The following is a 26,608-nucleotide window of genomic DNA, read 5'->3' on the forward strand; positions in this document are numbered from 1 at the left end:
AGCCTGTTCGCCTCTGTACGGAAAAATAAAGTAAAATTCTAACGGTTCAAATTAATGCATCCCGTTGATGTAAAAAACCACCCATGTGTCCTAGGGGCTGAAATTGCGCCGGATCCGCGGCAGCATCTTGACGTGCGCCCGTCGGGCTGGCATCGCCGCTTGTCCAGTCTCGCACGCGTGCGGCCGCATATCGAGCCCTGAATGCAATCCGTCCTCTGCATCGGCATCGCCACCCTCGATTATGTCTACAAGCTCGACGCCCTGCCGACGCGGGCGGAGAAATATCGCGCCCGCGATGTGGCGGTGACGACGGGCGGCTGTGCCGGCAATGCAGCCGTCGCCATCGCACGCCTCGGCGGCAGGGCCCGGCTCGTCGCCCGCCTCGGGGACGATCGCGTCGGCGACGACATCGTGGGCTCGCTCACCGACGAGGGCGTCGACTGCAGCGGTGTCGTGCGCATCGGCGGCCAGCGTTCGCCGGTGTCGGCGATCCTGGTCGATGCGGCCGGCGAGCGCACCGTGATCAGCTATTCCGATCCGCGCTATCCCGCCGCCGTGGAGAGCCTTCCCGCGGCGCTGCCGCCGGGAACCGGCGCCGTGCTCGGCGACACGCGCTGGCAGGAGGGGGCGGCGCGGATCTTCACGCTGGCCCGCGCGGCCGGCGTGCCCGCTGTGTTCGATGTCGACCGCGCCCCAGACCATCCCGGCGTCCTCGAAGCCGCGAGCCACATTGCCTTCAGCGCGCAGGCGCTGCGGGAGCGCACGGGGCTCGACGATCCGCGGGAAGGGCTCGGCCGTCTCGCCGTGGGGCTTCGCGACAGCTGGCTGGCCGTGACGACGGGAGAGGGGGGCGTCTTCTTCATCGAGGACGGCAAGGTCGCGCACGAGCCGGCTTTCACGGTCGACGTGGTCGACACCCTCGGAGCCGGCGATGTCTGGCACGGCGCGCTCGCCCTGGCGCTGGCGGAGGGCATGGCGCCGCGCCCTGCCGTGCGCTTCGCAAATGCGACCGCGGCCATCAAATGCACCCGCTTCGGCGGCGGTCGCGGCGCCCCGAGCCGCGCCGAGGTGGAGCGCCTGTTGCAGAGCTAGGCCGGCTTTCGCGTTTTTTGCCCTGGCCGGGTGATCTTGCGTTGCGCACCTCAGAAAATGAGGGCAACATGCCTCTGTCATGAGCATGATCGCCGAACGGATAACGCTGGAGGATGTCGCGCGGGAGGCGGGCGTATCGCTCGCGACCGTGGACCGTGTACTCAACCGGCGCCCCGGCGTGCGCGAGAAGACCGCCGCCAAGGTGCAGGCGGCCATCGCCAAGCTCGGCTACCGGCCCGATCCCGTCGCCGCGCGGCTGGCGCGCAAGGAGACCTTCCGCTTCTGCTTCATCCTGCCGACGGGCACCAACACCTTCATGAGCAACCTCGAGGAGCAGGTGGGCGCGACGGCCGAGTGGCTCGTCACCCAGCGGGCCTTCGTCGACATGGTGCATGTCGATGTCTTCGATCCCGACGTCCTCGCCACGGCGCTCGAGCGGCTCGAAGGCCGCTATCACGGCGTTGCGGTCATCGCGCTCGATCATCCGCGCGTCAGGGCCGCCATCGACGATCTCGTCGCGCGCGGCTCGGCCGTGGTGACCCTGGTGTCGGACGCGCCGACCTCGCGCAGGCTGCGCTATGTCGGCATCGACAACACGGCCGCCGGGCGCACGGCCGGCACGCTGATGGGGCGCTTCTCCGGCGGGCGCGAGGGACCCGTCGCGCTCATCGCCGGTTCGCTCGCCCTGCGCGACCATGCCGAGCGGCAGTTCGGCTTCATGCAGGTGGTGAACGGCGAGTTCGCCAACCTGAGAACCCTGCCGCTGCGCGAGGGGCGCGACGATTCAGAGCTGACCCGCAAGGTGACGGAGGACATCCTCGCCGCCCATCCCGATCTCGTCGGCATCTACAACGTCGGGGCCGGCAACCGCGGCATCGCCGCGGCCCTCGAGGCCGCGGGGCGGGAGCGGGACGTCGTCTTCATCGGCCACGACCTCACTGCCTACACGCGGCGCTTCCTCGTGCGCGGCATCATGGACGCGGTCATCAACCAGGACGCCGGCCACGAGGCCCGCTCGGCCGCGCGCGTGCTCCTCGCCCATTGCACGGGCGAGCCCATCCTGCCCGAGCAGGAGCGCATCCGCATCGACATCTTCCTGCGGGACAATATTCCGTAGCGGGCTCGGCAGTCGGCGGTCGGCAGTCGGCAGTCGGCAGTCGCTTGGTCCGCGCGCCTGCCAACCTCGCACTACGATCTTCCCCGGACGCATGCAGCGAAGCGGAATGCGAGCCGGGGTCCAGCGCAAGAATCTGCCGAAGGCGCCCTATGATCCAGCGCCGATCCGCATCGCGCTACGCGTCCCGGTGTGGCGCGCGGGGCATGAAAGGCATGCCACGCGACCACGGCACCTTCGGCGAGTCATGGCGCTGGATCCGGGATCGCGTTCCGCTTCGCTGCACGCGTCCGGGAAACGAGATTGCTTTCGGTTGGGAAGCGGCGCTCCTGCCGACTTCCGATCCCTCAGGCCGCCTGTTTCAGTGCCTCGTCGGCCGTCAGCGCCGTGTCCGGCGTGCCGGAGACGATGAGCTCCAGCACCTCCTTCTCGCTGGTGTGGGCGATATAGCGGTCGCCGACATTCTCGCCGCGCTTCAGCACCATGATGCGGTCGCCGACCTCGAAGATGTCGGTGAGGCGATGCGAGATGATGACCTGCGCCACGCCCTGGCGCTTCAGTTCCGCCATCGTCTCCAGCAGCCGCTCGGTCGCCATCACCGAGAGATTGGCGGTCGGCTCGTCGAAGATGATGACCTTGGGCTCGAAGGAGATGGCGCGGGCGATGGCGACGGACTGCTGGCGTCCGCCCGACAGGCTCTCCACCTTCTGGAACACCGAATTGACGTCCACCTTGAGGCGGCCCAGCACCTGCCGCGCCTCCTCGTACATCTTCGGCCGGTCGACGAAGAGGCCGAAGCGCCGCGGCCAGCGGCCGAGGAAGATGTTCTGGCCGACGTCCATGTTCCCGCACAGGGCGAAGTCCTGGTAGATCATCTCGATGCCGCGGTCGCGGCTCTCGTGCGGGCTCCTGAAGTGGGTTTCCTCGCCGTTGACGAGCACCTCGCCCGCATCGCGCTGGTAGGCGCCGGTCATCACCTTCATCAGCGTCGACTTGCCGGCGGAATTGTCGCCGACGAGGCCGAGGATCTCGCCCGGCATGAGGTGGAAGTTGACGTTGTTGAGCGCCTGCACCGCGCCGAAGCGCTTCATGATGCCGCGCATCTCGATGATCGGCGTCGTCATGCGCCTTTACTCCCTGCTTGCAGTCTCAGCTTCTCGGCGGCCGCGAGCTGCCGGCGGCGACGCCATTCGCCGAAGATGTTGTTCTGGCGGAACCAGATGTCGCCGATCACGGCGACGAGCAGGATGAGACCGATGAACACGTTCATCCAGTGCTGCGGCAGCACGAAGGAGGCGCCGTTGGCGAGGATCACCTGCAGCGACAGCAGCGAGCGGATGAGCGTGATGACGGCCGCCCCCGCAAGCGAGCCGATGATGGTGCCGTAGCCGCCGAAGATCGAGCCGCCGCCGATGATCACCGAGGCGATGGCGTCGAGCTCGCGCAGCAGGCCGGCGGACGGGTTGAAGCTGCGGTAGAAAGCGACGTAGATGACGCCCGCCGCTGCCGCGCACAGCCCCGAGAAGACGAGCGACAGGAAGCGCACGCGCTTCGTGTCGACGCCCGCATAGCTCGCCGCCCGCTCGTTGCCGCCGGTGGCATAGACCTTCTGCCCGAAGGGCGTCGCCCCGAGGACGATGCCGGCGACAATCGCGACGAGGAGGAGGAACAGCGTCTGCACGCTGACGGCGCGCGTCACCTCCAGCCACAATCCCGCCTGCGGCGGCATGCCGAAATAGGACAGCACCTCGTAGAGATTGCGGCCGATGAGGTTGAAGCGCTCGGGGAAGCCCGAGAGCTGGCGGCCGGAGACGATCCAGGCCGCCAGGCCGCGGGCGATGTAGAACATGCCGAGCGTGGCGACGAAGGAGGGCAGGTTGAAGCGCGTCGTCAGCCAGCCGTTGACGGCGCCGCACAGGGCCCCGGCGGCGAGCGCGAGCGAGATGGCGAGGAGCGGATCGCCGCCCATCTCCTTCATCACATAGGCGGCCACGGCCCCCGACAGGGCCAGCACCGAGCCGACCGACAGGTCGATGTCGCCGTTGGCGATCACGTAGGTGAGGCCGAGTGACAGGAGCGCCACCTCGGAGAAGGCGAGCAGCAGGTTGAAGGAATTGTTGAGCGAGCCCCAGAAATCCGGCCGCAGCCACATGCCGACGAGCCACAGCACGACGACGAGGATGATGGCCGCCGCGTCGCGCCGGTGCAGGAAGGCCCTGAGCCCGCGGGCGCCGACGCCGCGCGCATCGCTCGCCGTGCCGAAGGTCTTGACGCCGACGATGGCCGCACCGCCGGGATCGAGGCTCGGCGGCGGCTCGGAGCCGGTAAGCCAGGCCTTGAGGCGGCCGAAGACATTGCCGCGCACCACCCAGGGCTCGATCAGCACGGCCGCGAGCAGGATGAAGCCGAGGAAGGCCGGCACGGCGCCGGGCGGCAGCTGGGCCAGCGCCTGCACCTCCATCTCGACGCCGCCCACCGTGATGGTGCGCGTGACGGGAATGCCCTCGCGCAGCACCTTGTCGATGAGCACGACGAGGGCCGCGCCGAGGCATGCGCCGATGACGCGCCCGCGCCCGCCGGCGATCGCGGCCCCGCCGACGATGACGGCGGCGATGACGATGAGTTCCGCCCCCTGGCCGTATTGCGAGGTGACGCCCTTGTCCTGCGTGGCGTTCATCAGCCCGGCGACCGCGGCGCAGAAGGACGAGATCATGAAGCCGCGGATGCGCACGGCCTTCGTCGCGATGCCGGCATATTGCGCCGCCTGCTCGTTGCCGCCCACCGCATAGGTCTCGTAGCCGATGCGCGTCTTGGCGAGGACGAAGGCGCCGACGACGGCGAAGACCAGGAAGATGAGGATCTGGTTGTTGAAGCCGAGCGCATTGGTCTCGCCCATGGCGAAGAGCCAGTAGCCCTGCGCCTTGAGGTCGAAGCCGATGGTCTTGCCGCCGGTGAGGCCGAGCACGAGGCCGCGGCCGATGAAGAGCATCGTCAGCGTGGCGATGAACGGCGGCACGCGCAGGATGGCGACGAGCACGCCGTTGACGAGGCCGATGGCGAGGCCGAGCCCGAGGCAGAGGAGGGCGGCGGGCACCGCGTCCATGCCGTAATGCGTCGGCGAGAAGAAGATCGAGAAGGCGACGGCGGTCAGCCCGAGCGTCGAGCCCACGGACAGGTCGAGATCGCGGTTGACGATGACGAAGGTCATGCCGACCGCCATCACGCCATAGCGGGCCGTATCCCGCAGCACGGCTGAAATGGCGTCGGTCGAGCCGAAGAAGGTCGGGTTGAGAAGGACCCCGACGAGATAGAGCAGGGCCATGAAGGCAAGGAGGCCCGCTTCCCAGCCGCCGACGAGCTGCATCGGAAGGTGCTGGGGCGAGCGAGGGGTGTCCGGCCGGCCGGCTGCCGCCGCAATTGCCATCCCGATGTTCCTTATGTCGTCCCTCTGCGCGGCTTCGCGCCGCGTCGCTTTGGCCTGCCCGCCGGCGCCCCTTGGCGGCGCCGGCGGGCAAACGGTTCAGTTCTCGAAGCGCTTGCCGACCGTGTCGATGCTGTCCTTCGTCACGAGCTGGGCGCGCGTGTCGAGGTTGGCCCCCGCGATGCCGCGGTCGATCTGCAGATAGAGCTGCGCCACGGGCCAGAAGCCCTGCAGGAACGGTTGCTGGCCGAGCGAGCCGGTGAGCGCGCCGGTGCGGATCTGCTCCTGCTGCTTGGGGCCGAGGTCGAAGCCGAAGGCGCAGACCTTGTCGTTGAGCTTCAGCTGGCTGATGGCGTCGCCCAGCGCCGGGGTCACGAAGCCGTTGGCGGCGAAGGCGCCCACCACGTCCTTGCGGCTCTCGATGAGCGTCACCACCGAGCCGACGATGTTGTTGGCGTCGACGTCGATGCCGATGTTCTCGGGCCCGGCGTCGACCTTGAAGTCCTTCAGCTTGCCGGCGTCGTTGAGGGCTTTGACGGTGGCCTCGAAGGCGGACTTGATGCGGTTGTTCACCTCCACGTTGCCGAGCGTCGTGGTGGAGGGGAAGATGATGGAGCCGCCCGTCACGCCCTTGTCGACGAGGCACTTGACGAGGGCCTCGCCGCCGATGGCGGCCGCCGAGGCGTCCTGCCCCGTGTGCGAGATCTGCGAGCGGTTGAGGAGGTTGGGGTCGTGCGAGTTGGTCGTCGCGACGGGGATGCCGCGCTCCATGAGCTTCTTGACGATGTCGTCATAGGCGCCCGATTGCGGCGTCGTCATGATGACGCCGTCGATGGTCGGGTCGTTGATGATCTGGTTGAGGATCTGGATCTCGCGCGGGATGTCGTCGACCGGCGCTTCCGAGCCGAGCATCAGTAGGTTGATGCCGAAGGCATTGGCCGCCACCTTGGCGCCGACATAGGTCGGGTCGAAGAAGCCGTTGCCCGCCGTGTGGGTGACGATGGCGAAGGTGAGCTTGCCGTCCTTGGAGTTGAAGTCCTTCGTTTCCGGCGCCTCCTTGGCGGCATCGTCGAAGGAATAGCCGCCCACCGCCCGTTCGAGCGCGCCCGACTGGGCATGCGCGGCGACCGACAGCAGCGATACGCCCGCGGCAAGGGCGGCGACGGTGAGATAACGCTTCATGGAAACCTCCCAGCTCGGTTCTTGACGGTGTCGGCGCCGGCGGCATTCACCCGCCGGCGCCGCCCGATCGGTTCACTTCTTCAGCATCGCGTCGACGTTGTCCGGCGTGACGGTGTCGAGCCCGGTGTAGATGATCTCCTCGACCTTCTCGCCCTTCTTGAGCGCCAGCAGCGCGTCCATCGACTTCTCGCCCATCTCGAAGGGCCGCTGGCCGATCAGCGCGTTGGCATAGCCCTCCTTCAGGAGCTCGAGCTGCACCGGAAGCGTGTCGGCGACCACCAGCGAGAACTGGCCGGCGTCGATGTCCTTCTTGAATTTCGAGGCGAAGCTCCGGAAGCCCTCGCGCGCGAACATCGGCCAGCCGCCGACCGGCACGATGGCGGCAAGGTCGGGATTGCCGGTCTTGAGATCCTGCATCTGCTGTACGGCGAGCGCGATGTCGTCGTTGCAGAAGGTCGGCGAGCCGGAGATCTCCTCCCACTTCGAGCCCTTCAGCGCCTCGCGCACGCCCTCCACGCGCTCCTGCAGGTTCTTGGCCGCCGGGCCGCCGGAAACCATGGCGAACTTGCCGCCTTCGGGGCGCAGCTCCTTCAGCTTGGTGCCGAGGGCCAGGCCGAACTCCTTGTTGTTGGTGCCGATATAGGCCGTGCGGGCCGAGCCCGGCGCGTCGGCGTCGAAGGTGATGACGGGGATGCCCGCATCGACCGCGGCCTTGATGGAGCGCGTGGCGGCGGCGACGTCCGACACCGAAATGGCGAGGCCGTCGACCTTCTGGGCGATGAGATCCTGGATGATCTGCGCCTGGCTCGCCGGCTCGTGCTCCACCGGGCCCTTGTAGATGCACTCGACGTTGCCGAGCTCCTTGGCGCGCTTGACGCAGCCGTCGCGGGCGAGGTCGAAGAACGGGTTGTTCATGGCCTTCGGCACGACCGCGAAGCGGTAGTTCTCGGCCATGGCGGGCAGGGTGAGCGCGGCGAGTGCCACAGCCGCCAGAAGCATCTTTCGCATGGGTTCCTCCTCCTCGGTGATGGGCGCCCCTCGTTCACGAAGGGTGATGCCTGTCGTGTCTGTTCGAGCTTCAGCTTGTGCTTCTTGGCCCGGCAGCCGGGCAGTACGGGGAGCGGGGGAAAAGCCCCCGCGCCGAATGACAGATCGCCCCGGATGTCCTCCGGGGCGTTCCTCAGGCCGCGCGGCCGCTGCGCAGGCGGTCCACCAGCACGGCGAGGATGATGATCATGCCGACGAGCACGATCTGCCAGTAGGCATTGATGCCCGCGAGCACGAGGCCGTTGCGGATGACCTCGATGAGCAGCGCGCCGATGACGGCGCCCGCCGGCCCGCCGATGCCGCCGGCGAGATTCGCCCCGCCGATGACCGCCGCCGCGATGATGGTGAGCTCGTAGCCCGTCGCGAGATTGGCCGGGGCCGAGCCGAGCCAGCCCGTCATCAGGATGCCGGCGAAGCCGGCCGACAGCGAGCACAGCACATAGACCGAGACCTTGACCCGCTCGACCGAGATGCCCGTGAGCGCCGCCGCCTTCTCGTTGCCGCCGAGCGCGAAGACGTGCCGGCCGAAGGCCGTGTGGTGCAGCACGACGCCGAGGATCGCGGCGAGGCCGAGGAGATAGATGACCGCCATCGGCACGCCGAGGATGGTCCCGTCCGTGAAGGCATAGAAGGCGTCGAGGTCCGGCCCGGCCGGCGTCTGGCCGCGCCCCTCCGTCACCGCATAGGCGAGGCCCCGCGCGATCGACAGCATGCCGAGCGTCGTCACGAAGGGCGACAGCCCGACGCGCGCCACCAGGAGCCCGTTGGCGAGCCCGACGAGGACGGCGACGCCGAGCCCGGCGGCGATCGCGAGCGTCATGGTGGCGAACGGCACGCCGGCGAGGCCGGTGCTCGCGAGGGCCTGCATCGCCATGGCGCAGGCGATCGCCGACAGCGCCATGACGGAGCCGACCGACAGGTCGATGCCGCCGGTGACGATGACGAGCGTCATGCCGAGCGTCACGATGCCGATGAAGGAGAAGTTCTTGGCGACATTGGCGACGTTGCCGGCCGAGAGAAAGGCCGGGCTCATCAGGGCCATGACGATGACGATGGCGATGAGGGCCGCCGCCACATAGGCGGTCTGGCTCGCGAAGAAGCCGCGCTGCCACCAGGCGGCGCGCCCCACATTGGCGAAGTCGCCCGTCTTGAGGGCGCCCGCCGGCGCCGATGAGGTCTCGCTCGCCATCATGCGGCCTCCTTGGCGCCGGTGATCAGGGCCGTGACTTCCTCGGGGCTCGAGCGGGCGATGGCCTTGTCGGCCACCTTGCGGCCGCGCCGCAGCACGACCACCCGGTCGCAGACGCTGAAGACGTCCGGCATGCGGTGGGAGATGAGGATGACGGCGACGCCGTGGTCCTTGAGGCGGCGGATGAGGTCCAGCACCTCCGCCACCTGGCGCACGGAGATCGCGGCCGTCGGCTCGTCCATCAGCACGAGCTTGGCGTCGGACAGGCGCGTGCGGGCGATGGCCACCGCCTGGCGCTGGCCGCCCGACATGGCGCGCACCACGTCGCTGGCGCGCGTCTCCGACTTGAGCTCCGCGAAGAGCTCGCCCGCCCGCCGGTTCATCGCCCCGTGGTCGAGGAAGCTGAAGGGGCCGACGCGGCGCCGGAGCTCCCGGCCCAGGAACACGTTGGCGGCGGCGGTCAGGTTGTCGGCGAGCGCAAGGTCCTGGTAGACGACCTCGATGCCGACGTCGCGCGCATCCACCGGCCGCGTGAAATGCACCGGCTGCCCGTCGAAGGCGATGCTGCCGTTGGTCGGCGCGAAATTGCCGGCGATGATCTTGACGAGGGTGGACTTGCCGGCGCCGTTGTCCCCCATCAGGCCGACGGCTTCGCCGGGCTCGATGGCAAGATCGACGTCGCCCAGCGCCCGGATGGCGCCGAACTCCTTGCCCACTCCCCTCAGTTCGAGAAGCGCCAAATGTCTTTCCTCCCCTGGTCGTGGCCGGCTGCGCGTCGCCCGGCCGGGCCGCTCTTCATGGCGGCTCCCGTGGGGCTGACGATGCCCAATCGCATGACGGCGCGCAACTCATTTTTGCGGTGCACCTCAAAAATTCTGAGGTGCGCATGTCAATCTCGTTGAACATTCGTCGTATGGCGCTAGTGTGCGGGCATCAAAGGCGTGGCGGCCGCGGCCCCGACCGGGCGTGGCGGCCGCTTCCAGGCGCTCAGCTCAGGGAGACATGGTCATGGGGGCGATCTATCCGGATCTTGCCGGCAAGGTGGTGCTGGTCACCGGCGGCGGCTCGGGCATCGGCGAGGCGATCGTGCGGCGTTTCGCGGAGCAGAAGGCGAAGATCGGCTTCATCGACATCAAGGGCGATGAATCGCGCGCCCTTGCCGCCGAGCTCGCGCGCTCGGGCGCGCAGGTGCATTTCGAGGAGGCAGACCTGACCGACATCGCCGCCCTGCGCGCGGCCGTCGCGCGCATCCGCGCGGCGCTCGGCCCCATCGGCGTGCTCGTCAACAATGCGGCGCACGACGAGCGCCACCCGACGGAGGAGGTGACGCCGGAGTACTGGGACGATCGAATCGCGGTGAACCTCAAGCACCAGTTCTTCGCCGCCCAGGCCGTGCTGCCGGACATGAAGGCGGGCGGCGGCGGCGCCATCATCAACTTCGGCTCGGTGTCCTGGATGGTCGGGCAGGGCGGCATGGCCGCCTATACGGCCGCCAAATCGGCCGTGCTCGGCCTCACACGCTCCCTCGCGCGCGACTATGGACCGGACAACATCCGCGTGAACGCCATCGCCCCGGGCTGGATCATGACGCAGCGGCAGATCGAGAAATGGCTGACGCCCGAGGGCGAGGCGGAGCTGATGCAGCGCCAGTGCCTGAAGCGCAAGCTGGTGCCCGACGACGTCGCCCGCGTCACCGTCTTCTTCGCCTCCGAGGAGGCCTCCGCCTGCACCAACCAGCATTACGTCGTCGACGGCGGCTGGGTGTAAAGGCGGGCAGTCGGCAATAGGCAGTGGGGCAATAGGCAATAGGCAATAGGCAGTAGGCAACAGGCAGTAGGGCGGTAGGCGGTGGGCAGTAGGGCGGCAAGGCGCCAGCCGCAGGCCGTCGAACCGGGAGCCCGCACGCGGTCCGCCTCAACCTCGTTTCCCGGGCGCATGCAGCGAAGCGGAATGCGACCCGGGAACCAGCACAAGGACTTGCCGAAGGCACCGTATAAGGTGCTCGCCCGGCGCCTCTGGCGGTCCTGCTCCAGCGCGTTTTCGTGCTTCAACGCCGGCTGGCGCGCTTGCATCGACCCCTCCGGCCCGCTCCGGAGATTCGCCCGAAGGCGTGATTCCCCGGCCCGGGTCTCCTCCTCGCCAAAGCGCGCTGAGCGCATGTTGCCGGGCATTGCGGGCAGGCCCTGGCTCGCTCCGCCGGCTCACGAGCGCCCCAAAAGGGTGCCGCCCCGCGCTCCTCAAGTCGTTAAAATTGTGTAAACAGAACGACTTGCAGGGTGGGGCCCAGGAAAGTGGCGTTTCTGCAACAGCGCCTCGAAAACGCCACAACCGGCCCTCGTTTAGGTTGATCCAAAAGAGGCTGTCGGACATGTTGGCTCTGCGTTCGGGGGCGACCCGGCCGCAGATTCGAGCCTGGCGCTATGCTCAGCCGCAATGCCGAGGATGACGGCAGGCTCGACAGGTTGGGGGAAAAGGGGACTTTCCAAGGAGCGGCGTTGCCGGCTGAGGAAAAAGAACCGCTCCCGAAGGGTCTCGAAACTTTGGAGGTCACTATGAAGCTCGCTAAGAGCCTTCTCCTCGGAACGGTTGCCGGCCTCGCCGCGGCCGCTGGGGCTCAGGCCGCCGATCTTCCCATGCGGAAGGCTGCGCCTGTCGAGTACGTTCGTGTTTGCTCGGTGCACGGCGCCGGCTTCTTCTACATCCCTGGCTCGGACACCTGCATCAAGATCGGTGGTCGTGTCCGCGCTGAGTACCGTTACCTCGAGCCGACCTCGTCGTACTCGCTCTCTGCTACGAGCACGGGCGTGGGCTCCATTAACGTGGCTCCCGGCGTCTGGTTCAACCCGGGCCGCCGTTCCGACGCCACCGGCTTCCGCGCTCGCGGCCGTATCAACGTCGATGCCCGTACCGCCACCGAGTGGGGCACGCTGCGCACCTTCGTGCAGGTCGACGTGACCGCCAACACCGGCAACTACCTGGGCGCCGGCCGCAATGGCTTCGGTCCGGGTGTTGATACGACGGACGTCGCCCTCGACAAGGCTTACATCCAGTGGGCCGGCATCACGGCTGGTCGTATCAGCTCGTTCTTCGACTTCTACGCCGCGGCCATCAACTTCGGCTCGGGCTACATGGCGTCGCTGGGCTCGGATAACGGCTCGGTCAACACCCTTGCCTACACCGCGACCTTCGGCAACGGCTTCTCCGCGACCCTCGCCCTTGAGGATCGTAGCGCGGTCGTCCGTAACGTTGCGAGCACGGCCAACGTTCTCGGTGGGACCAACAACATTCTCGGCGGCCAGCGCATGCCGAGCATCGTCGGTAACCTCCGCGTCGACCAGGGCTGGGGTTCGGCTCAGCTGTCGGGTGTTGTGCAGCAGCTCAACGCCTCGACGCTTGATCCGCTGGGCGGCCGTATCGACAGCGAGTACGGCTACGCGATCCAGGCTGGCGTGAAGGTCAACCTGCCCATGCTCGCCGCCGGCGACGCCCTGTGGCTGCAGGCTGCTTACGCTGACGGCGCCCTCGGCCGCCTCGGCCTCGGCAACCTGACCACCTTCGGCACCCTTTACGGTGTGGCCGTCGATGGTGTTGAGCTCAACGGCAGCATCAAGCGCACGAAGGGCTGGGGTGTGACGGCTGCGTTCCTGCACTACTGGACGCCGTCGATCCGTCAGGCCGTGTTCGGTAACTACACGGCTGTCGACTACTCGGGTTCTGCCATCGCCGCCTACTCGACGGTTGACGGCTTCGCCACCATCAACGACTTCAAGGTCTGGACGGTTGGCACGAACGTGATCTGGTCGCCGGTCAAGGCCTTCGACATCGGCGTCGAGGTGCTCTACCAGAAGCTCGACCCGAAGGGCCGCTTCATCTTCCCGAACGGCTCGTCCAAGGCCGACGTGGACGTGTGGGAAGCTCGCCTTCGCTTCCAGCGCGACTTCTGATCTCATCCCGCAAGGGTGATATCGAGACCCCGGCGCGTCAGCGCCGGGGTTTTTCTTTTGGGATCACGCGGGCTGGGAATCAGCCTGTCGGGCGGCAGCGTCAGCTCCGGATGGAGCGCATGATGCAAGTGGCGCGTGCACCTGGGCTGCACAGGATGCGCGCAGGTCTCATCCCATTCCTTATGCAGTCTGCCCGCTTAGTGTTCATTTTCTTTATTCCGCATTTATTCGATGTTGTTGCCATGCAACAACGTCCCTGAATCCTTGTCTTTGGTCGCCGATCTCTGCGTTTTAACTTGAGCTCCCCGCTGTCGTCGTCAGACTGTCATCCATGGGTGCCGGCCATCGGTCAGGCCGCGTGGATGATGGAGAGGACGAATGCGTGTCGTATCGCAGCTGTTGTTGGGCGGCGTCGCAGGCCTTGCTCTTGCGGGCGGCGCCAAGGCCGCCGACCTGCCGATGACCAAGGCGGCGCCCGTCGAATACGTGCGCATCTGTTCCGTGCACGGGGCCGGCTTCTTCTACATCCCGGGGTCCGACACCTGCATCAAGATCGGCGGCCGCGTCCGCGCCGAGTACCGCTACCTCGAGCCGCTGTGGACACGCCGGGCGAGGGCCGCGAGAATGACGCCACCGGCTTCCGCGCCGTCGGCCGCATGAATGTCGATGCGCGCACGGCGACGGACTGGGGCACGCTCCGGACCTTCCTCCAGGTCGACGTCTTCGCCGATACCGGCAGCTACAATTCCCAGCCGGGTCCTGCCGGCGACACGACGGACGTTGTCCTCGACAAGGCCTATATCCAGTGGGCCGGCATCACGGCGGGCCGCACGTCCTCGTTCTTCGACTTCTACGCCAACGACCTCAACTTCGGCTCCGGCGCCCTCGGCAGCCTCGGTTCCGACCTCACGGTCAACCTCCTCGCCTATACCGCCACCTTCGGCAACGGCTTCTCGGCCACCATCGCGCTCGAGGATCGCAGCGCCCATACGCTCAACGGCATCACCTATGCCCAGGCCGGGCAGCGCATGCCCGACGTCGTCGCCAACCTGCGTGTCGATCAGGACTGGGGCTCGGCGCAGCTCGCGGGTGCGCTGCACCAGCTCAACTCGATCGATATCGGCGCCGGCCTCGGCGGCCTCGGCTTCGGCTCGGGCCCCCTGGGTAGCCGTGTCGGCACCGAATACGGCTACGCCATCCAGGCCGGCGTGCAGGTCAACCTGCCGATGCTCGCGCCGGGCGACACGCTGTGGCTGCAGGCGGCCTATGCCGACGGCGCCATCTCCTATCTCGGCGTCTATGACGACTTCAACATCGGCCCGGTCTCCGGTCCCGTCAGCGAGGCGGTCATCGTCAACGGCGATATCAAGAAGACCAAGGGCTGGGGCGCCACGGCCGCCTTGCTGCACTACTGGACGCCGTCCATCCGCCAGGCGTTGTTCGGCAACTACACGTCGATCGACTATTCGGCAGCGACCTTGCAGCAGGATTTCAAGGTCTGGACTGTCGGCAGCAACGTGATCTGGTCGCCCGTCTCCGCCTTCGACATCGGCCTCGAGGTCATCTATCAGAAGCTCGACGTCGACCGCGACCTCGCGGCGCCGGTCTTCGTCAAGCGCTCGGAGGACATCTGGGAGGCGCGCCTGCGGCTGCAGCGCGAGTTCTGATCGTCATCGGCAGGATGATCCGAAGCCCTCGCAGGCAGCTGCGAGGGCTTTTGGTTTTAGAGAGCCGCGCCGCAGCCTCAGCCGAGATGGCGGATGAAGGAGAGGATGGGCCGCCTGACGTCCTTGTGGCTCGTCAGCGGTGCATGGCCCTGGGCCGGGATTTCGACCGCCTCCAGCCGCTCGTGGGCGGCGCGCATGCGAGCCAGCGTGTCGGGGGAGAGGATGTCCGAATTGGCGCCGCGCAAGGCCAGCACCGGCACCCCGGCGAGGCCGCCGAACAGGGGCCACAGCTCGGGCAGCTTCGATTCGAGGTCGAGCGTCTCCAGCGTCTTGAGGAGAGCCGGGTCGTAATCGGGCAGGAGGCGTCCGTCGGCGTCCTGCCGCCAGGTCGCCGCCGCCATCTCGTGCCATTCCGCGTCGCTCAGCTCCGGGAACTGCGCGTCCTGCAGGCGCCGCAGGATGTCGACGGCCTCCTCGATGGTGCGCGGGCTCGGCAGCTTGCCGATATAGCCGCGGATGCGCATGAGCCCGCGCGCCTCGATGACCGGGCCGATGTCGTTGAGCACGGCGGCGGCGATGGCGGCGGGGCGGGCGGCGGCCATGGCCATGGTGATGAGGCCGCCGCGCGAGGTGCCGATGAAGATCGCGCGCTCCACGCCGAGGGCGGCGAGCGCCTGCATGAGATCGTCGAGCTCGACGCGCACGTCGTAGTTGCGCCAGTCGCGGTCGCGCTCGGAAGCGCCGCGCCCGCGATAGTCCACCGCGAGCACCCGGCGCGGGCGCTTTTCGTCGGCGACGAGGTCGAGCGCAAGCGCATGGAAATCCGCCGCCGTCCGGGCGAGCCCCGGCAGGCAGACCACGGGCAGGGCCCGGGCGGGGGCCTCGGGGACATAGTCGCGGACATTGAGGCGCAGGCCGTCGCGCGCAGTGACGAAGCGGCTCTCGTAGGTGTCGGTTCCGGCGGGCAAGGCGGCAGTCCGTGAAGATCGGCGGGGATCGGGCCGGCGCTCGGCCGGCCGCCCGCAAGCTGGTCTAGTTGGCGCCGCGGCGCAAGTCCTCGTCGATCAGGAGTGCCGTGCGGCCGTCCACGCGCTCGCGGTAGACCTGCAGGTTTTCCATCACGCGCTGCACATAGTTGCGCGTCTCGTTGAAGGGAATGCGCTCCACCCAGTCCACCGGGTCGACGCCCGGGCTGCGCGGGTCGCCATAGGCCGCGATCCAGCGGCGTACGTTGCCGGGCCCGGCGTTGTAGGCGGCGAAGGTCAGGATGTACGAGCCGCGCCAGTAGCCGACGAGCTCGCCGAGATGGGCGGTGCCGAGCGTGGCGTTGTAGGCCGGGTCCGCCGTCAGCCGGTTGAGGTCGAAGGCGAGGCCCGCGCGCTTCGCCGTCTCGCGCGCCGTCGCCGGCATGAGCTGCATCAGGCCGCGCGCGCCGGCGGGCGAGATGGCGCCTGGCTCGAATGCGCTCTCCTGCCGGGCGATGGCGAGCACCATGGCGCGCTCGACGGCGCCGGCATCGTCGACCGGCGGCACGCCGTCGGTCGGGAAGGCCTCGGCATGGAGGAGGTGCCCCGCATAGAGCGCCCGCTTGCCGACGAGGAGGCGCCCGCGCGCGTCATTGGCTTGGGCGGCGATTTCCGCAAGAACGGCGAAGGTCTCCGCATCGCGCGCCGTGCGTGCGGCCTGGGCCAGCAGCGGCACGCTGAGGCTCGCGTCGCCGAGGCGATAGGCGAGGCGCAGGGCACCGATGAGCGGCTCGGCCTCCGCCCGGGCCCGGGCGGCCGGGTCGGGCAGGGCCGCCGCGTGCGCCGGCACCTCGGCCTCCCCGAGCCTGTGCCGCGCCAGCTGGCCGTAATAGGCGGTGCCGTGCCGCGCCGCCTCCTGGTAGAAGCGCCGCGCCTCCTCGGCCCGTCCGGCCGCCTCGGCGGTGCGACCGCGCCAGTAGGCGACGCGGGAGACGGAGATGGGCAGGGTGGCGGCGGGCGCCGCCTCGGCGAAATGCGCCGCCGCGCGCTCCGGCTCGTTGAGGAAGCGCAGGGCGATGAAGCCGGCGAAGAAGGCATTCTCGATCTTCGCCGTCTCGCTCTCGGCCTCGTTGACCCGCGCCACGGCATAGGCGGCGCGCGCGTCGCCGGCGTCGAGCAGGCCGCGGGCGAGGATGCGCCGCTCCAGCGCCCAGCTGTCGCCGTCGGCGAGCGCGGCGACGACGCGCGGGGCATCCTCGAGCGCCTTGGCCGCTTCGGGGAGCTTGTCCTGCCGGCGCAGCATGCGGGCGCGCGCGAAGACATAGGCCGGCGTGCTGCGCAGGGCGGCGGGCACGGCGTCGAGCAGCTTGCCGGCACCGGCCGGGTTCTTCATGGCGGCGCCGAAGGCCTTGAGGAGCGCCTCGTGGCCGGGGCCCAGCGCCTTGGCCTCGGGCAGGGCCTCGACGAGCCGCTCGGCGAACAAGAGGCGCTCGAGCCGCCGTTCATGGTCGGAGCGCAGCAATTCAGAACCGAAGCGGGCATTGATCCGCTTCTCCAGGGCATCGCTCATCGCCTCGCGGCGCCAGACGCGCCGGGCGATCTCGGCGGCGTCGCTGTCATGGCCCTCGGCGGCCAGCATCTCGGCGAGGGCGATCTGCCCTTCGGGGCTCACGGGCTCGCGGGTCGCGAAGAAGCCGCGCACGACGCGGGCCGGCTTGGCCTCTTCGAGCAGGGCCTGTTCGGCCCTCTTCTGCAGGCCGTCCTCGCCCGGCCAGCCGGGATGCCGGTTGAGGAAGGTGTTGATCCGCTCGAAGGCGAGCGCACGGGCGTTGTGGCGCAGCGCCACCCATTCGGCGAGCGTGCGCGCGGCCGGCGTCTCGAGGGAGCGGGCCAGCGCATCGCCGTCGCCGATGCGGCCGGCGCGATAGAGCTTGATGGTCTCGTCGAGCGTCAGGAGCGGCGAGGGGGCGGGGCTTTGCGCCGCCTCGTTCTCGGGCCGGGCAGGGGGATCGGGCAGCGAGACGGGGGTGGCCGTGCTCTCCGGGCGCGGCGGCGGCAGCACGGCCGCGCGGCTCGGCCGCTGCACGGCCACGGTCAGGACGACGGCGCCGACGAGCCCGAGCGCCGTGCTCGCGGCGAGAAAACGTGTGAACGGCTTCATCGCGCCCTCGTCGCGAAGATGACGGCCTCGATCACGCAGGTATGGATTGTCCCAGCCCCCCGTTGAGGAAATGCTAACGTTGTTCGGACGCTGAAACGGAATGGCGCCCCTTTGCCTCCACCTCAATGAGCGGTATGACTGCGGCAGACGTATGGCCGTCCGACCATGCGCCATTCCCGCAAGGACAACGAACGCAGCTGCGTTTTGGAGCGACAGTAATGACGACGCATCGCCTCTTCACCGGTTCACTGACAGCGCTCGTGACGCCGTTCAGGGACGGGAAACTGGACGAGGCGGCCTTTCGCGGGCATGTCGCGTGGCAGATCGAGAACGGCACGCACGGCCTCGTGCCCGTGGGCACGACGGGCGAGAGCCCGACACTGACCCACGACGAGCACAAGCAGGTGGTGGCCTGGTGCATCGCGGAGGCGAGGGGCAAGGTGCCGGTCGTCGCCGGGGCCGGCTCGAACAACACGGCCGAGGCCATCGACCTCGCGCGCCACGCCGAGGAGGCCGGCGCCGACGGGCTGCTCGTCGTCACGCCCTACTACAACAAGCCGACCCAGGAAGGGCTCTACCAGCACTTCAAGGCCATCAACGATGCCGTCGGCATCCCGATCCTCATCTACAACATCCCCGGCCGGTCGGTGATCGACATGAGCGTCGACACCATGAAGCGCCTGTCGGAGCTGAAGAACATCACCGGCGTCAAGGACGCGACGGCCAATGTGGCGCGCGTCAGCCTGCAGCGCGAGGCGATGGGGCCGGAGTTCAACCAGCTCTCGGGTGAGGATGCGACGGCGCTCGGCTTCATGGCCCACGGCGGCCACGGCTGCATCTCGGTGACGGCGAACGTTGCCCCGAAGCTGTGCTCGGAGTTCCAGGAGGCGTGCCTCAGGGGCGACTACAAGGCGGCCCTCGCCATCCAGGACCGGCTGATGCCTCTGCACACGGCGCTCTTCGTCGAGACCAATCCGTCGCCGGCGAAGTACGGCCTGTCCATCCTCGGCCGCATGAGCGAGGAGACGCGCCTGCCGCTCGTGCCGGTGACGGAGGCGACCAAGCGCCAGATGCGTGCCGCCATGGTGCACGCGGGCTTGATCAACGCTTGAGAAATGACCATGTCCGCCGCGGCGGCGAGAGCCGCTGCGGCGAACGGGGATGGGTGACGTGTCAGCGAAGAACAACAAGACGCCCGGGCCGCGCGTGGTGGCGGACAACCGCAAGGCGCGGTTCAACTACGAGATCCTCGAGAACATCGAGGCCGGCATCGCGCTGACGGGCACGGAAGTGAAGTCGCTGCGCGAGGGCAAGGCCACGATCGGCGAGGCCTATGCCGGGCCGTCGGGCAACGAGTTCTTCCTGTTCAACGCCTATATCCCGGAATATCTGCAGGCCAACCGCTTCAACCACGAGACGCGGCGCCCGCGCCGGCTGCTGCTGCACCGCCGGCAGATCAACAAGCTGCTCGGTGCCACCCAACGCGAGGGCTTCACGGTCATTCCGCTGCGCGTCTATTTCAACGAGCGCGGCCGCGCCAAGGTGGAGCTCGGCCTCGCCCGCGGCAAGAAGCTGCACGACAAGCGCGAGACCGAGAAGCAGCGCACCTGGGAGCGCGAGAAGGCGCGCGTGCTGCGCGAGCGCGGCTGAGGTCCGGTCAGCGGCTGGGGAGGAGCCTTTGACGAAGCATATCTCGTTCGACCATTGCGTGATCCACGTGTCCGACTGGTCGGTGTCGCGCAAGTTCTATTGCGACGTGCTCGGCGCCGAGGCGGTGCCGGTGCGCAACGGCTTCGCCTTCCGCTTCGGCGCCATGCAGCTCAACTGCCATGGCCCCGGCCAGCTCGGCGAGCCGCGGGCGCGGCTGCCGGTGATGCCGGGCAACAGCGATCTGTGCTTCGAATGGCACGGCACGATCGAGGAGGCGCTCGCCCATCTCGCCGCCCATGACGTCGCCGTCGAGCTCGGCCCGGTGGAGCGCTTTGGCGCGCGCGGCCATGGCACCAGCGTCTATTTCCGCGACCCCGACGGCTCGCTGCTCGAGTTCATCGCCTACGCCTGAGGCGCGCCGTCAGGCTTGCGCCGGCAGCGCCTCCTCCTCCTCGTCTTCCATCTCCTTGAGCCGCCGGTCGGCATAGTGCCGCGCCAGCACCGCGCAGGCCATCAGCTGGATCTGGTGGAAGAGCATCAGCGGCAGCAGGATGATGCCGGTGTCCTGCCCGGCGAAGATGACCTTCGCCATCGGCACGCCGCTCGCGAGGCTCTTCTTGGAGCCGCAGAAGACGATGGTGATCTCGTCCTCGCGGCTGAAGCCGAGAAGCCGCGCGGACGCGGTCGTGACGGCGAGCACGAGGGCGAGCAGCACCACGTCGACGCCCACCATGACCGCGAGGTCGAGCGCCGATAGCTTGTGCCACAGCCCGTCCACCACCGCGTGGCTGAAGGCGATATAGACGACGAGCAGGATGGAGCCGCGGTCGACGAGGCCGAGGATGCGGCGGTTCTCGATCACCCACTTGCCGATCTTCGGCTGCAGGACCTGTCCGACGACGAAGGGCAGGAGCAGCTGCACGAGGATGCTGCCGACGGCCTCCAGCGACGGCCCGCTGCCGCGCGCGCTGAACAGCAGCCCGACGAGGAGCGGCGTCAGGAACATGCCGAGGATGTTGGAGGCGGAGGCCGAGCAGACGGCCGCCGAGACGTTGCCGTGCGCGATCGAGGTGAAGGCGATCGACGACTGGATCGTCGACGGCAGGACGCACAGGAAGAGGATGCCCGCATAGAGCGCCGGGCTGAGCAGCGTCGGCACGAGGAGACCGGCGGCGAGCCCGAGGAGCGGGAAGAGCACGAAGGTGGCGGCGAACACCATGAGATGGAGCCGCCAGTGCGTGAACCCCGCGATGACGGTCGCCCGCGACAGGCGCGCGCCCTGCAGGAAGAAGACGAGCGCGATGGCGATGTCGGTGGCGATGCTGAACGGCTCCACCAGCGCGCCGCGCACCGGCAGGACGCTCGACAGCGCGACGACGCCGAGGAGCGCGAGAAGAAACCTGTCCGCCAGGAGCCGCAACATGATGCCACCTCGGTTGAGAGCCTCGGCGGCACATCTAGCCTGCGGCTGGATTATTTGGAATTGTGCTGATGCGGATATCAGTCATCGCGGAATGAGATAGCCATGTACGATCCCGTGCTCCTGCGCACCTTCGCGGCCGTCGCCGAGGCGCGCAGCTTCACCGGCGCCGGGCGTCTCCTCGCCATCGGCCAGTCCACGGTGAGCCAGCATGTGCGCAGGCTGGAGGAGGCGGTCGGCCGGCGGCTCGTGGCGCGCGATACCCATTCCGTGACGCTGACGCCGGACGGGGAGGCGATGCTGGGCTTCGCGCGCAACATCCTGGAGATGAACCGCCGGGTCGAGCGCTATTTCGAGGGGGCGGAGCTGCGCGGCAAGCTGCGCTTCGGCGCCTCGGAGGATTTCGTCCTGTCGCGCCTCGCCGAGGTGCTCGGCGACTTCGCCCGGCGCAACCCTTCCGTCGATCTCGAGATCACGGTCGCGCTCAGCGGCATTCTCAACGAGATGCTGCAGGCGGGCGAGCTCGACCTCGTGCTCGCCAAGCGGCGCATCGGCCAGGAGCAGGGCACGCTCGTGCGCCGCGAGGCGCTGGTCTGGGCCGCGGCCAATCCGGCCCTCGTCGTCCCGGACCGGCCGGTGCCGCTCATCGCCTTTCCCCCGCCCAGCATCACGCGGGCGGTGGCCATCGAGGCGCTGGAGCGGGCGAACGTGCCGTGGCGGATCGTCTGCACCTCCGGCAGCCTGAGCGGCCTGCGTGCGGCCGCGGTGGCCGGCCTCGGCGTCCTCGTGCAGCCGCGCAGCATGCTGCCCGCCGGGCTGGTGGAGCTGCGCGCCGGGCGTCATCTGCCGGAGCTGGAGGAGGTGGAGTTCGTTTTGGCCGCGGCCGGCCGGGAATTCACCGGGCCGGCGCGGGAGCTCGCGGCGGACATCCTCGCCGGCAACGCCCGCCTGTCCATGTGAGGTGCCTCACCGGGCGTCGAGATAGGCCTTCATGTCGGTGAAGACGGCGCGGAACATGTCCCGCGTCAGGCGGCCGGTGTTCGTGTTGTAGCGGGAGCAGTGATAGCTGTCGAAGAGGCGAACGCGACCGATGTCGTGCGCCGCCTGATGCGCGAAGGGTACCTTGCCGGGCGAGGCGCCGAGCGCGCGCACCGTGCTTTCGTGGGCGATGCGGCCGAGCGCCAGGATGGCGCTGAGCTCCGGCAGCGAGGCTATGGTGGCGGCGAGATAGCTGCGGCAGGTCTTGATCTCGGGGCCGGTCGGCTTGTTCTCCGGCGGCACGCAGCGCACGGCGTTCGTCAGCAGCGCTCCCTTGAGCTGCAGGCCGTCGTCCGGCCGCGCGGCGAAGACGCCGGACGAGAAGCCGAAGTCCGACAGCGTCTCGTAGAGGAGATCGCCCGCATAATCGCCGGTGAACGGCCGGCCGGTGCGGTTGGCCCCGCGCAGGCCGGGCGCGAGGCCCACGATGAGGAGGCGCGCGCCCTTGTCCCCGAAGGAGGGGACGGGCGCGTTGTGCCAGAGGGGCTCACGCGCGCGCCACTCGTCGCGGAAGGCGACGAGCCGCGGGCATTGCGGGCAGTCGGACGAAGGCTCGATCATGCGGGGCAGGGGTATCAGCCCTCGTTGCCGCCGTCATCCCTCTCCGGCGGCGTCTGGCGGATGCCGTAGCGCCGCTCGAGCCCGCGGCCGCGCGGGCTGTCCTCGAAGCCGCCGTGCTGCATGCGCTGCATGCGCTCGGCCGGGTCACGGCCGATGCGGGGCTCGAGCTGCATGATCTCGACGAACTCGTCGGCCTGGCGGCGCAACTCGTCCGCGATCATCGGCGGCTGGGTCGAGATGGTGGAAACCACCGACACGCGCACGCCGCGCCGCTGCATGGCCTCGACGAGCGAACGGAAGTCGCCGTCGCCGGAGAACAGCACCATTTCGTCGATGAAGGGCGCGAGCTCGAGCGCGTCGATGGCGAGCTCGATGTCCATGTTGCCCTTGACCTTGCGACGCCCGGAGGAATCCACGAATTCCTTGGTCGGCTTCGTCACCACGCGATAGCCGTTGTAATCCAGCCAGTCGATCAGCGGTCGAATCGAAGAATATTCCTGATCCTCGATCATCGCCGTGTAATAGAAAGCCCTGACCAGGCGCCCCCTGTCCTGGAACTCTTTTAAGAGCCGTTTATAATCGATATCGAATCCAAGTGTCTTGGTCGTTGCGTAGAGATTGGCGCCGTCGATAAACAGTGCGATACGCTGCTTGCTGCTCATGGATTATACTCGGGGGTCTTTTGGTTTCAGGTGGGGCGCTGGCGTTTCTGGTCTACGTCTCGGCTCGTGCGGTCCATGGCGAATTATGGAACAATTGACGCTCATGGACATTCTGCGACCCCGTTGGCTTATCCAGCATTTGGGGGCAAGGTAGAGCGGCTAAACGTAACAGCATCGTAAATATTATTCTGTTATTTCTACCATTCCCGGCTTCTGGGTCAACAAAGGACGACTCTTCGCGAACGCTGCGCTGCAATAGAGCCCTGCCTTGCCGCATCCGGCTCGCCGGCGCGAGCAGGCCTGCGGAAGGTCTTCGTTCACGCCTGCCGAGCGCCCGCTGCTGCATCTCCCGGCGACTTCGGGCATGCTCCGTGCGAAGCCGGCCGCCCGTCACCCGTACATTTAAACTTGTCTATATCTACTAGACGAGTTGCGGGGGCTTGTCATGCGCTGCGTGCCACGCCGCGTGCAGAATTTTCAGCCCGTGACGCGAGTTACCTTGCTCACCACACGCTTTGCGCGAAGTTCGCCGATGATGGCGTTGAGGTGTTTCAAGTCCCACACGGACACATCGATCGTCAGATCGGTGAAATCCGGCGTCCTGCGGCGCATGATGACGTTGTCGATATTGCCGTCATGCTCGGCGATCACCTGCGCAACCGTAGCGAGCGTGCCCGGTTCGTTGATGGAGTTGAGCGCGATCCGCGCGGGAAAACGCTGCCGGTTGCTGTCCTCCACCGCCCAGCGCACGTCGAGCCAGCGGTCCGGCGCATCCTCGAAGGCGGCGAGGGAGGGGGACTGGATGGGGTAGATGGTGATGCCTTCGCCCGGCGTCAGGATGCCGACGATGCGGTCCCCCGGCACGGCGCCGCCCTCCGGCGCGAAGCGCACCGGCAGGTCGCCGTTGAGGCCGCGGATGGGGATGGCGCAGCTCGGGCCTTCCTCCCCGCCGGTGCCGGGCACCTTGAAGCGCAGGTTGTCCCCGCCCTTGATGTCGAACCAGCCGACGCCGTTGGCGCTGTCGCTGCTCGGCTTCCGGTCCTCCCGGTATTCCGGGTAGATGGCCTGCACCACATCGCCCGAGAACATCTCGCCGCGTCCGACGGCGGCGAGCACGTCGTCGATCGACTGCCGTGCGAGCCGCGGCAGCGCCGCCTTCAGCTTGTCGTCGGAGAAGGCCTTGCCGGCGCGCTCGAAGGCCCGGTCGAGGATCTGGCGGCCGAGGCCCGCATATTGCCGGCGCACGGCGCTGCGTGTGGCGCGGCGGATGGCGGCGCGCGCCTTGCCCGTGACGACGAGCGATTCCCAGGCCGCCGGCGGCACCTGTCCCTCCGCGCGCACGATCTCGACCTCGTCGCCGTTCTGCAGCTCCGACAGCAGCGGCGCGATTCGGCCGTTGATCTTGGCGCCGACCGCCGTGTTGCCGACGTCCGTGTGCACGGCATAGGCGAAGTCGATGGGTGTCGCGCCGCGGGGCAGGGCGATGAGCCGCCCCTTGGGCGTGAAGCAGAAGACCTGGTCGTGGAAGAGCTCGAGCTTGGTGTGCTCGAGGAACTCCTCCGGGCTGTCGCCCTCGGCGAGGAGGTCGACCGTGCGCCGCAGCCACTGATAGGCCCGGCTCTCGTTCATCAGCGTGCCGCCGGCGCCGGTGCGCCCGTCCTTGTAAAGGGCGTGTGCCGCGATGCCGTACTCGGCGATCTCGTGCATCTCGGCGGTGCGGATCTGCAGTTCGACGCGCTGGTGCCCGGGCCCGATCACCGTCGTGTGGATCGAGCGATAGTCGTTCTGCTTCGGCGTCGAGATGTAGTCCTTGTAGCGCCCGGGCACCATCGGCCAGGTGGTGTGCACCACGCCGAGCGCCCGGTAGCAGTCGTCGAGGCTGTCGACGAGGACGCGGAAGCCGAAGATGTCGGAGAGCTGCTCGAAGGCGACGGACTTGCGCTCCATCTTGCGCCAGATGGAATAGGGCCGCTTGCGCCGGCCGGTCACCTTCGCCGCGATGCCCCGTTCGGCGAGCCGGGCCATCAGGTCGCGCTCGATGGTGTCGATCAGCGGGCCGTTGCGCTGGGCCACTTCCTCGAGCCGGCGGGTGATCGTCTCGTAGGCCTCCGGCTTCAGGTAACGGAAGGAGAGATCCTCCAGTTCGTCGCGCATTTCCTGGATGCCCATGCGCCCGGCGAGCGGGGCATAGATCTCCAGCGTCTCCTCGGCGACGCGCAGGCGCTTTTCCGGCACCACGTAGTGCAGGGTGCGCATATTGTGCAGCCGGTCGGCCAGCTTGACGAGCAGCACGCGCACGTCGGCGGCGATGGCGAGCAGCAGCTTGCGGAAGTTCTCGCCCTGCTTGGCCTTCTTCGACACGAAGTCGAGCTTCTTGATCTTGGTGAGGCCGTCCACCAGCGCGCCGATCTCCTGACCGAACATGCGGTCGATCTCTTCGCGCGTGGCGTCGGTGTCCTCGATCGTGTCGTGCAGGACGGCGGCGACGATGGTTGAATCGTCGAGCCTGAGGTCCGTCAGGATGGCCGCGACCTCGAGGGGATGGGAAAAGAACAGGTCGCCCGAGGCGCGCTTCTGCTGGCCGTGCGCCCGCATGGCATAGACATAGGCCCGGTCGAGCAAGGCCTCGTCCGCATCCGGATGATAACGTTTGACACGCTCGACGAGCTCATACTGCCGCATCATGGGCCGGTGACCGGGATCAGTTCTCAATTTTTCAAAAGATATCATGAAGATAGGCCGGTGGCGCAAGGGCTTGCACAGCGCCTCGACGCCGCAGCTTGCGTCCGCCAACGAAAAAAGCCCGGCTGGGTGCCGGGCTTTCCAGCCAACCGCTGGCGTCGCAGCGTGCCGGTCAGTCGTCGTCGCCGCTGTCGGCCGGCGGGACGAGGCCCTCGAGGCCGCGCAGCAGGTCTTCCTCGCTCATCCGGTCGAACTGCACGTCGCTGTCGTCGCCGCTCGACGACGGCGTGCCGATCAGCGGCACGGCGTCCGCCTCCGGCTCGTCGACCTCGACGTAGCGCTGCATCGAGTGGATGAGGTCTTCCTTCAGGTCTTCCGGCGAGACGGTCTCGTCCGCGATCTCGCGCAGGGCCACCACCGGGTTCTTGTCACGGTCGCGGTCGACCGTCAGCGGAGCGCCGGCGGAGATCATGCGGGCACGATGGCCAGCGAGGAGCACGAGGTCGAAGCGGTTGTCGACCTTGTCGATGCAATCCTCGACGGTAACGCGAGCCATGCTGGGCTCCCTCTCAAGCGACAAAATGTTACGGATCGAACGCGCTACCTACACCCGCGGGCCCGCGAGCGCAAGGGGCGGCGAGGCGGCGGGCGGCGGAAGGGCCGGCGCACGCGCTCGTGCCCCGGACGCACCGCAGCATGAAATGATGCGGTGCTGAGCCGGGGCCTATTCAAGCAGCGCCTGCGGCGGATTCTCGCGCTGGTTCCCGGCTCGCATTCCGCTTCGCTGCATGCGTCCGGGAAACGAGGTTGCTT

At 68.2% G+C, this 26,608-nt stretch carries 23 protein-coding genes; 10 read left to right on the plus strand and 13 right to left on the minus strand.

Annotation, left to right across the window (positions count from 1 at the left end):
- Window positions 1-201 precede the first annotated feature (201 nt).
- Both GGR16_RS03170 and GGR16_RS03175 read left to right on the plus strand, forming a co-directional pair.
- Window positions 202-1,092, plus strand: coding sequence for a PfkB family carbohydrate kinase (locus tag GGR16_RS03170; protein ID WP_183315689.1), 891 nt, complete (start codon window positions 202-204; stop codon window positions 1,090-1,092).
- A gap of 79 nt (window positions 1,093-1,171) precedes the next feature.
- Window positions 1,172-2,209, plus strand: a complete 1,038-nt coding sequence (locus GGR16_RS03175; protein ID WP_183315690.1) for a LacI family DNA-binding transcriptional regulator — start codon at window positions 1,172-1,174, stop codon at window positions 2,207-2,209.
- Between the two features lie 344 nt (window positions 2,210-2,553).
- On the opposite strand, the gene GGR16_RS03180 is transcribed toward GGR16_RS03175, so the two are convergent.
- The 6 genes from GGR16_RS03180 to GGR16_RS03205 form a co-directional block, all read right to left on the minus strand.
- Window positions 2,554-3,330, minus strand: coding sequence for an ATP-binding cassette domain-containing protein (locus GGR16_RS03180; protein WP_019404660.1), 777 nt, complete (start codon window positions 3,328-3,330; stop codon window positions 2,554-2,556).
- Window positions 3,327-5,630: an ABC transporter permease gene (locus GGR16_RS03185; protein WP_183315691.1), complete on the minus strand. Its 2,304-nt coding sequence runs from the start codon at window positions 5,628-5,630 to the stop codon at window positions 3,327-3,329. Before GGR16_RS03185 ends, GGR16_RS03180 begins: the two co-directional genes overlap by 4 nt.
- A 96-nt stretch (window positions 5,631-5,726) precedes the next feature.
- Window positions 5,727-6,809: a substrate-binding domain-containing protein gene (locus GGR16_RS03190; protein WP_019404658.1), complete on the minus strand. Its 1,083-nt coding sequence runs from the start codon at window positions 6,807-6,809 to the stop codon at window positions 5,727-5,729.
- A gap of 72 nt (window positions 6,810-6,881) precedes the next feature.
- Window positions 6,882-7,817 (minus strand): sugar-binding protein, encoded by a 936-nt coding sequence (locus tag GGR16_RS03195; protein WP_019401533.1) that lies wholly within the window; start codon window positions 7,815-7,817, stop codon window positions 6,882-6,884.
- 172 nt (window positions 7,818-7,989) lie between these two features.
- Complete coding sequence (locus GGR16_RS03200; RefSeq protein WP_183315692.1) at window positions 7,990-9,045, minus strand: ABC transporter permease; 1,056 nt, start codon at window positions 9,043-9,045, stop codon at window positions 7,990-7,992.
- On the minus strand, window positions 9,045-9,785 hold the full coding sequence (locus GGR16_RS03205) for an ATP-binding cassette domain-containing protein (protein WP_183315693.1): 741 nt from the start codon (window positions 9,783-9,785) through the stop codon (window positions 9,045-9,047). Before GGR16_RS03205 ends, GGR16_RS03200 begins: the two co-directional genes overlap by 1 nt.
- A gap of 268 nt (window positions 9,786-10,053) precedes the next feature.
- Here GGR16_RS03205 and GGR16_RS03210 point away from each other — a divergent pair, with 268 nt between their 5' ends.
- From GGR16_RS03210 to GGR16_RS03225, 4 genes are all read left to right on the plus strand, one after another.
- Window positions 10,054-10,812: an SDR family NAD(P)-dependent oxidoreductase gene (locus GGR16_RS03210; RefSeq protein WP_183315694.1), complete on the plus strand. Its 759-nt coding sequence runs from the start codon at window positions 10,054-10,056 to the stop codon at window positions 10,810-10,812.
- 653 nt (window positions 10,813-11,465) lie between these two features.
- Entirely contained in the window at window positions 11,466-12,989 is a 1,524-nt protein-coding gene (locus GGR16_RS03215; RefSeq protein ID WP_246372797.1) for a porin, read from the plus strand.
- Between the two features lie 378 nt (window positions 12,990-13,367).
- Window positions 13,368-13,649 carry a porin gene (locus GGR16_RS26385; protein WP_183315695.1) on the plus strand — a complete coding sequence of 94 codons (282 nt, stop codon included), beginning with the start codon at window positions 13,368-13,370 and terminating at the stop codon, window positions 13,647-13,649.
- Window positions 13,586-14,656 carry a porin gene (locus GGR16_RS03225; protein ID WP_183315696.1) on the plus strand — a complete coding sequence of 357 codons (1,071 nt, stop codon included), beginning with the start codon at window positions 13,586-13,588 and terminating at the stop codon, window positions 14,654-14,656. Before GGR16_RS26385 ends, GGR16_RS03225 begins: the two co-directional genes overlap by 64 nt.
- Before the next feature lie 77 nt (window positions 14,657-14,733).
- Here GGR16_RS03225 and GGR16_RS03230 read toward each other — a convergent pair whose 3' ends face one another.
- Entirely contained in the window at window positions 14,734-15,624 is an 891-nt protein-coding gene (locus GGR16_RS03230) for an alpha/beta fold hydrolase (protein WP_183315697.1), read from the minus strand.
- 64 nt (window positions 15,625-15,688) lie between these two features.
- Window positions 15,689-17,782: a lytic transglycosylase domain-containing protein gene (locus GGR16_RS03235; protein WP_183315698.1), complete on the minus strand. Its 2,094-nt coding sequence runs from the start codon at window positions 17,780-17,782 to the stop codon at window positions 15,689-15,691.
- A 218-nt stretch (window positions 17,783-18,000) separates the two neighbouring features.
- Here GGR16_RS03235 and dapA point away from each other — a divergent pair, with 218 nt between their 5' ends.
- From dapA to GGR16_RS03250, 3 genes are read left to right on the plus strand one after another with little or no spacing between them, the layout of a single operon-like run.
- Window positions 18,001-18,894 (plus strand): 4-hydroxy-tetrahydrodipicolinate synthase, encoded by an 894-nt coding sequence (gene dapA, locus GGR16_RS03240; RefSeq protein ID WP_183315699.1) that lies wholly within the window; start codon window positions 18,001-18,003, stop codon window positions 18,892-18,894.
- A gap of 49 nt (window positions 18,895-18,943) precedes the next feature.
- The gene (smpB, locus tag GGR16_RS03245) at window positions 18,944-19,432 is read left to right on the plus strand and encodes an SsrA-binding protein SmpB (protein WP_019401525.1); all 489 of its coding nucleotides are present in this window, start codon (window positions 18,944-18,946) and stop codon (window positions 19,430-19,432) included.
- A gap of 28 nt (window positions 19,433-19,460) precedes the next feature.
- Entirely contained in the window at window positions 19,461-19,844 is a 384-nt protein-coding gene (locus GGR16_RS03250; RefSeq protein ID WP_183315700.1) for a VOC family protein, read from the plus strand.
- 9 nt (window positions 19,845-19,853) lie between these two features.
- Here the strand turns inward: GGR16_RS03250 and GGR16_RS03255 are convergent, their stop codons facing one another.
- Window positions 19,854-20,855, minus strand: a complete 1,002-nt coding sequence (locus GGR16_RS03255) for a bile acid:sodium symporter family protein (protein ID WP_183315701.1) — start codon at window positions 20,853-20,855, stop codon at window positions 19,854-19,856.
- Between the two features lie 102 nt (window positions 20,856-20,957).
- On the opposite strand from GGR16_RS03255, the gene GGR16_RS03260 reads away from it, so the two are divergent.
- Window positions 20,958-21,812: a LysR substrate-binding domain-containing protein gene (locus GGR16_RS03260; RefSeq protein ID WP_019401522.1), complete on the plus strand. Its 855-nt coding sequence runs from the start codon at window positions 20,958-20,960 to the stop codon at window positions 21,810-21,812.
- A gap of 6 nt (window positions 21,813-21,818) precedes the next feature.
- On the opposite strand, the gene GGR16_RS03265 is transcribed toward GGR16_RS03260, so the two are convergent.
- The 4 genes from GGR16_RS03265 to rpoZ all read right to left on the minus strand — a co-directional run bounded on the left by GGR16_RS03265 (window position 21,819) and on the right by rpoZ (window position 26,351).
- Window positions 21,819-22,451: a uracil-DNA glycosylase gene (locus tag GGR16_RS03265; RefSeq protein ID WP_183315702.1), complete on the minus strand. Its 633-nt coding sequence runs from the start codon at window positions 22,449-22,451 to the stop codon at window positions 21,819-21,821.
- Between the two features lie 14 nt (window positions 22,452-22,465).
- Entirely contained in the window at window positions 22,466-23,113 is a 648-nt protein-coding gene (locus tag GGR16_RS03270) for a LabA-like NYN domain-containing protein (RefSeq protein ID WP_019401520.1), read from the minus strand.
- 477 nt (window positions 23,114-23,590) lie between these two features.
- The gene (locus tag GGR16_RS03275; protein WP_019401519.1) at window positions 23,591-25,798 is read right to left on the minus strand and encodes a RelA/SpoT family protein; all 2,208 of its coding nucleotides are present in this window, start codon (window positions 25,796-25,798) and stop codon (window positions 23,591-23,593) included.
- A 169-nt stretch (window positions 25,799-25,967) separates the two neighbouring features.
- Window positions 25,968-26,351 carry a DNA-directed RNA polymerase subunit omega gene (gene rpoZ, locus GGR16_RS03280; RefSeq protein ID WP_019401518.1) on the minus strand — a complete coding sequence of 128 codons (384 nt, stop codon included), beginning with the start codon at window positions 26,349-26,351 and terminating at the stop codon, window positions 25,968-25,970.
- Window positions 26,352-26,608 lie beyond the last annotated feature (257 nt).

Origin of the sequence: Chelatococcus caeni (assembly GCF_014196925.1) — a bacterium.
In the GTDB taxonomy this organism is placed as follows: Bacteria; Pseudomonadota; Alphaproteobacteria; order Rhizobiales; family Beijerinckiaceae; genus Chelatococcus_A; species Chelatococcus_A caeni.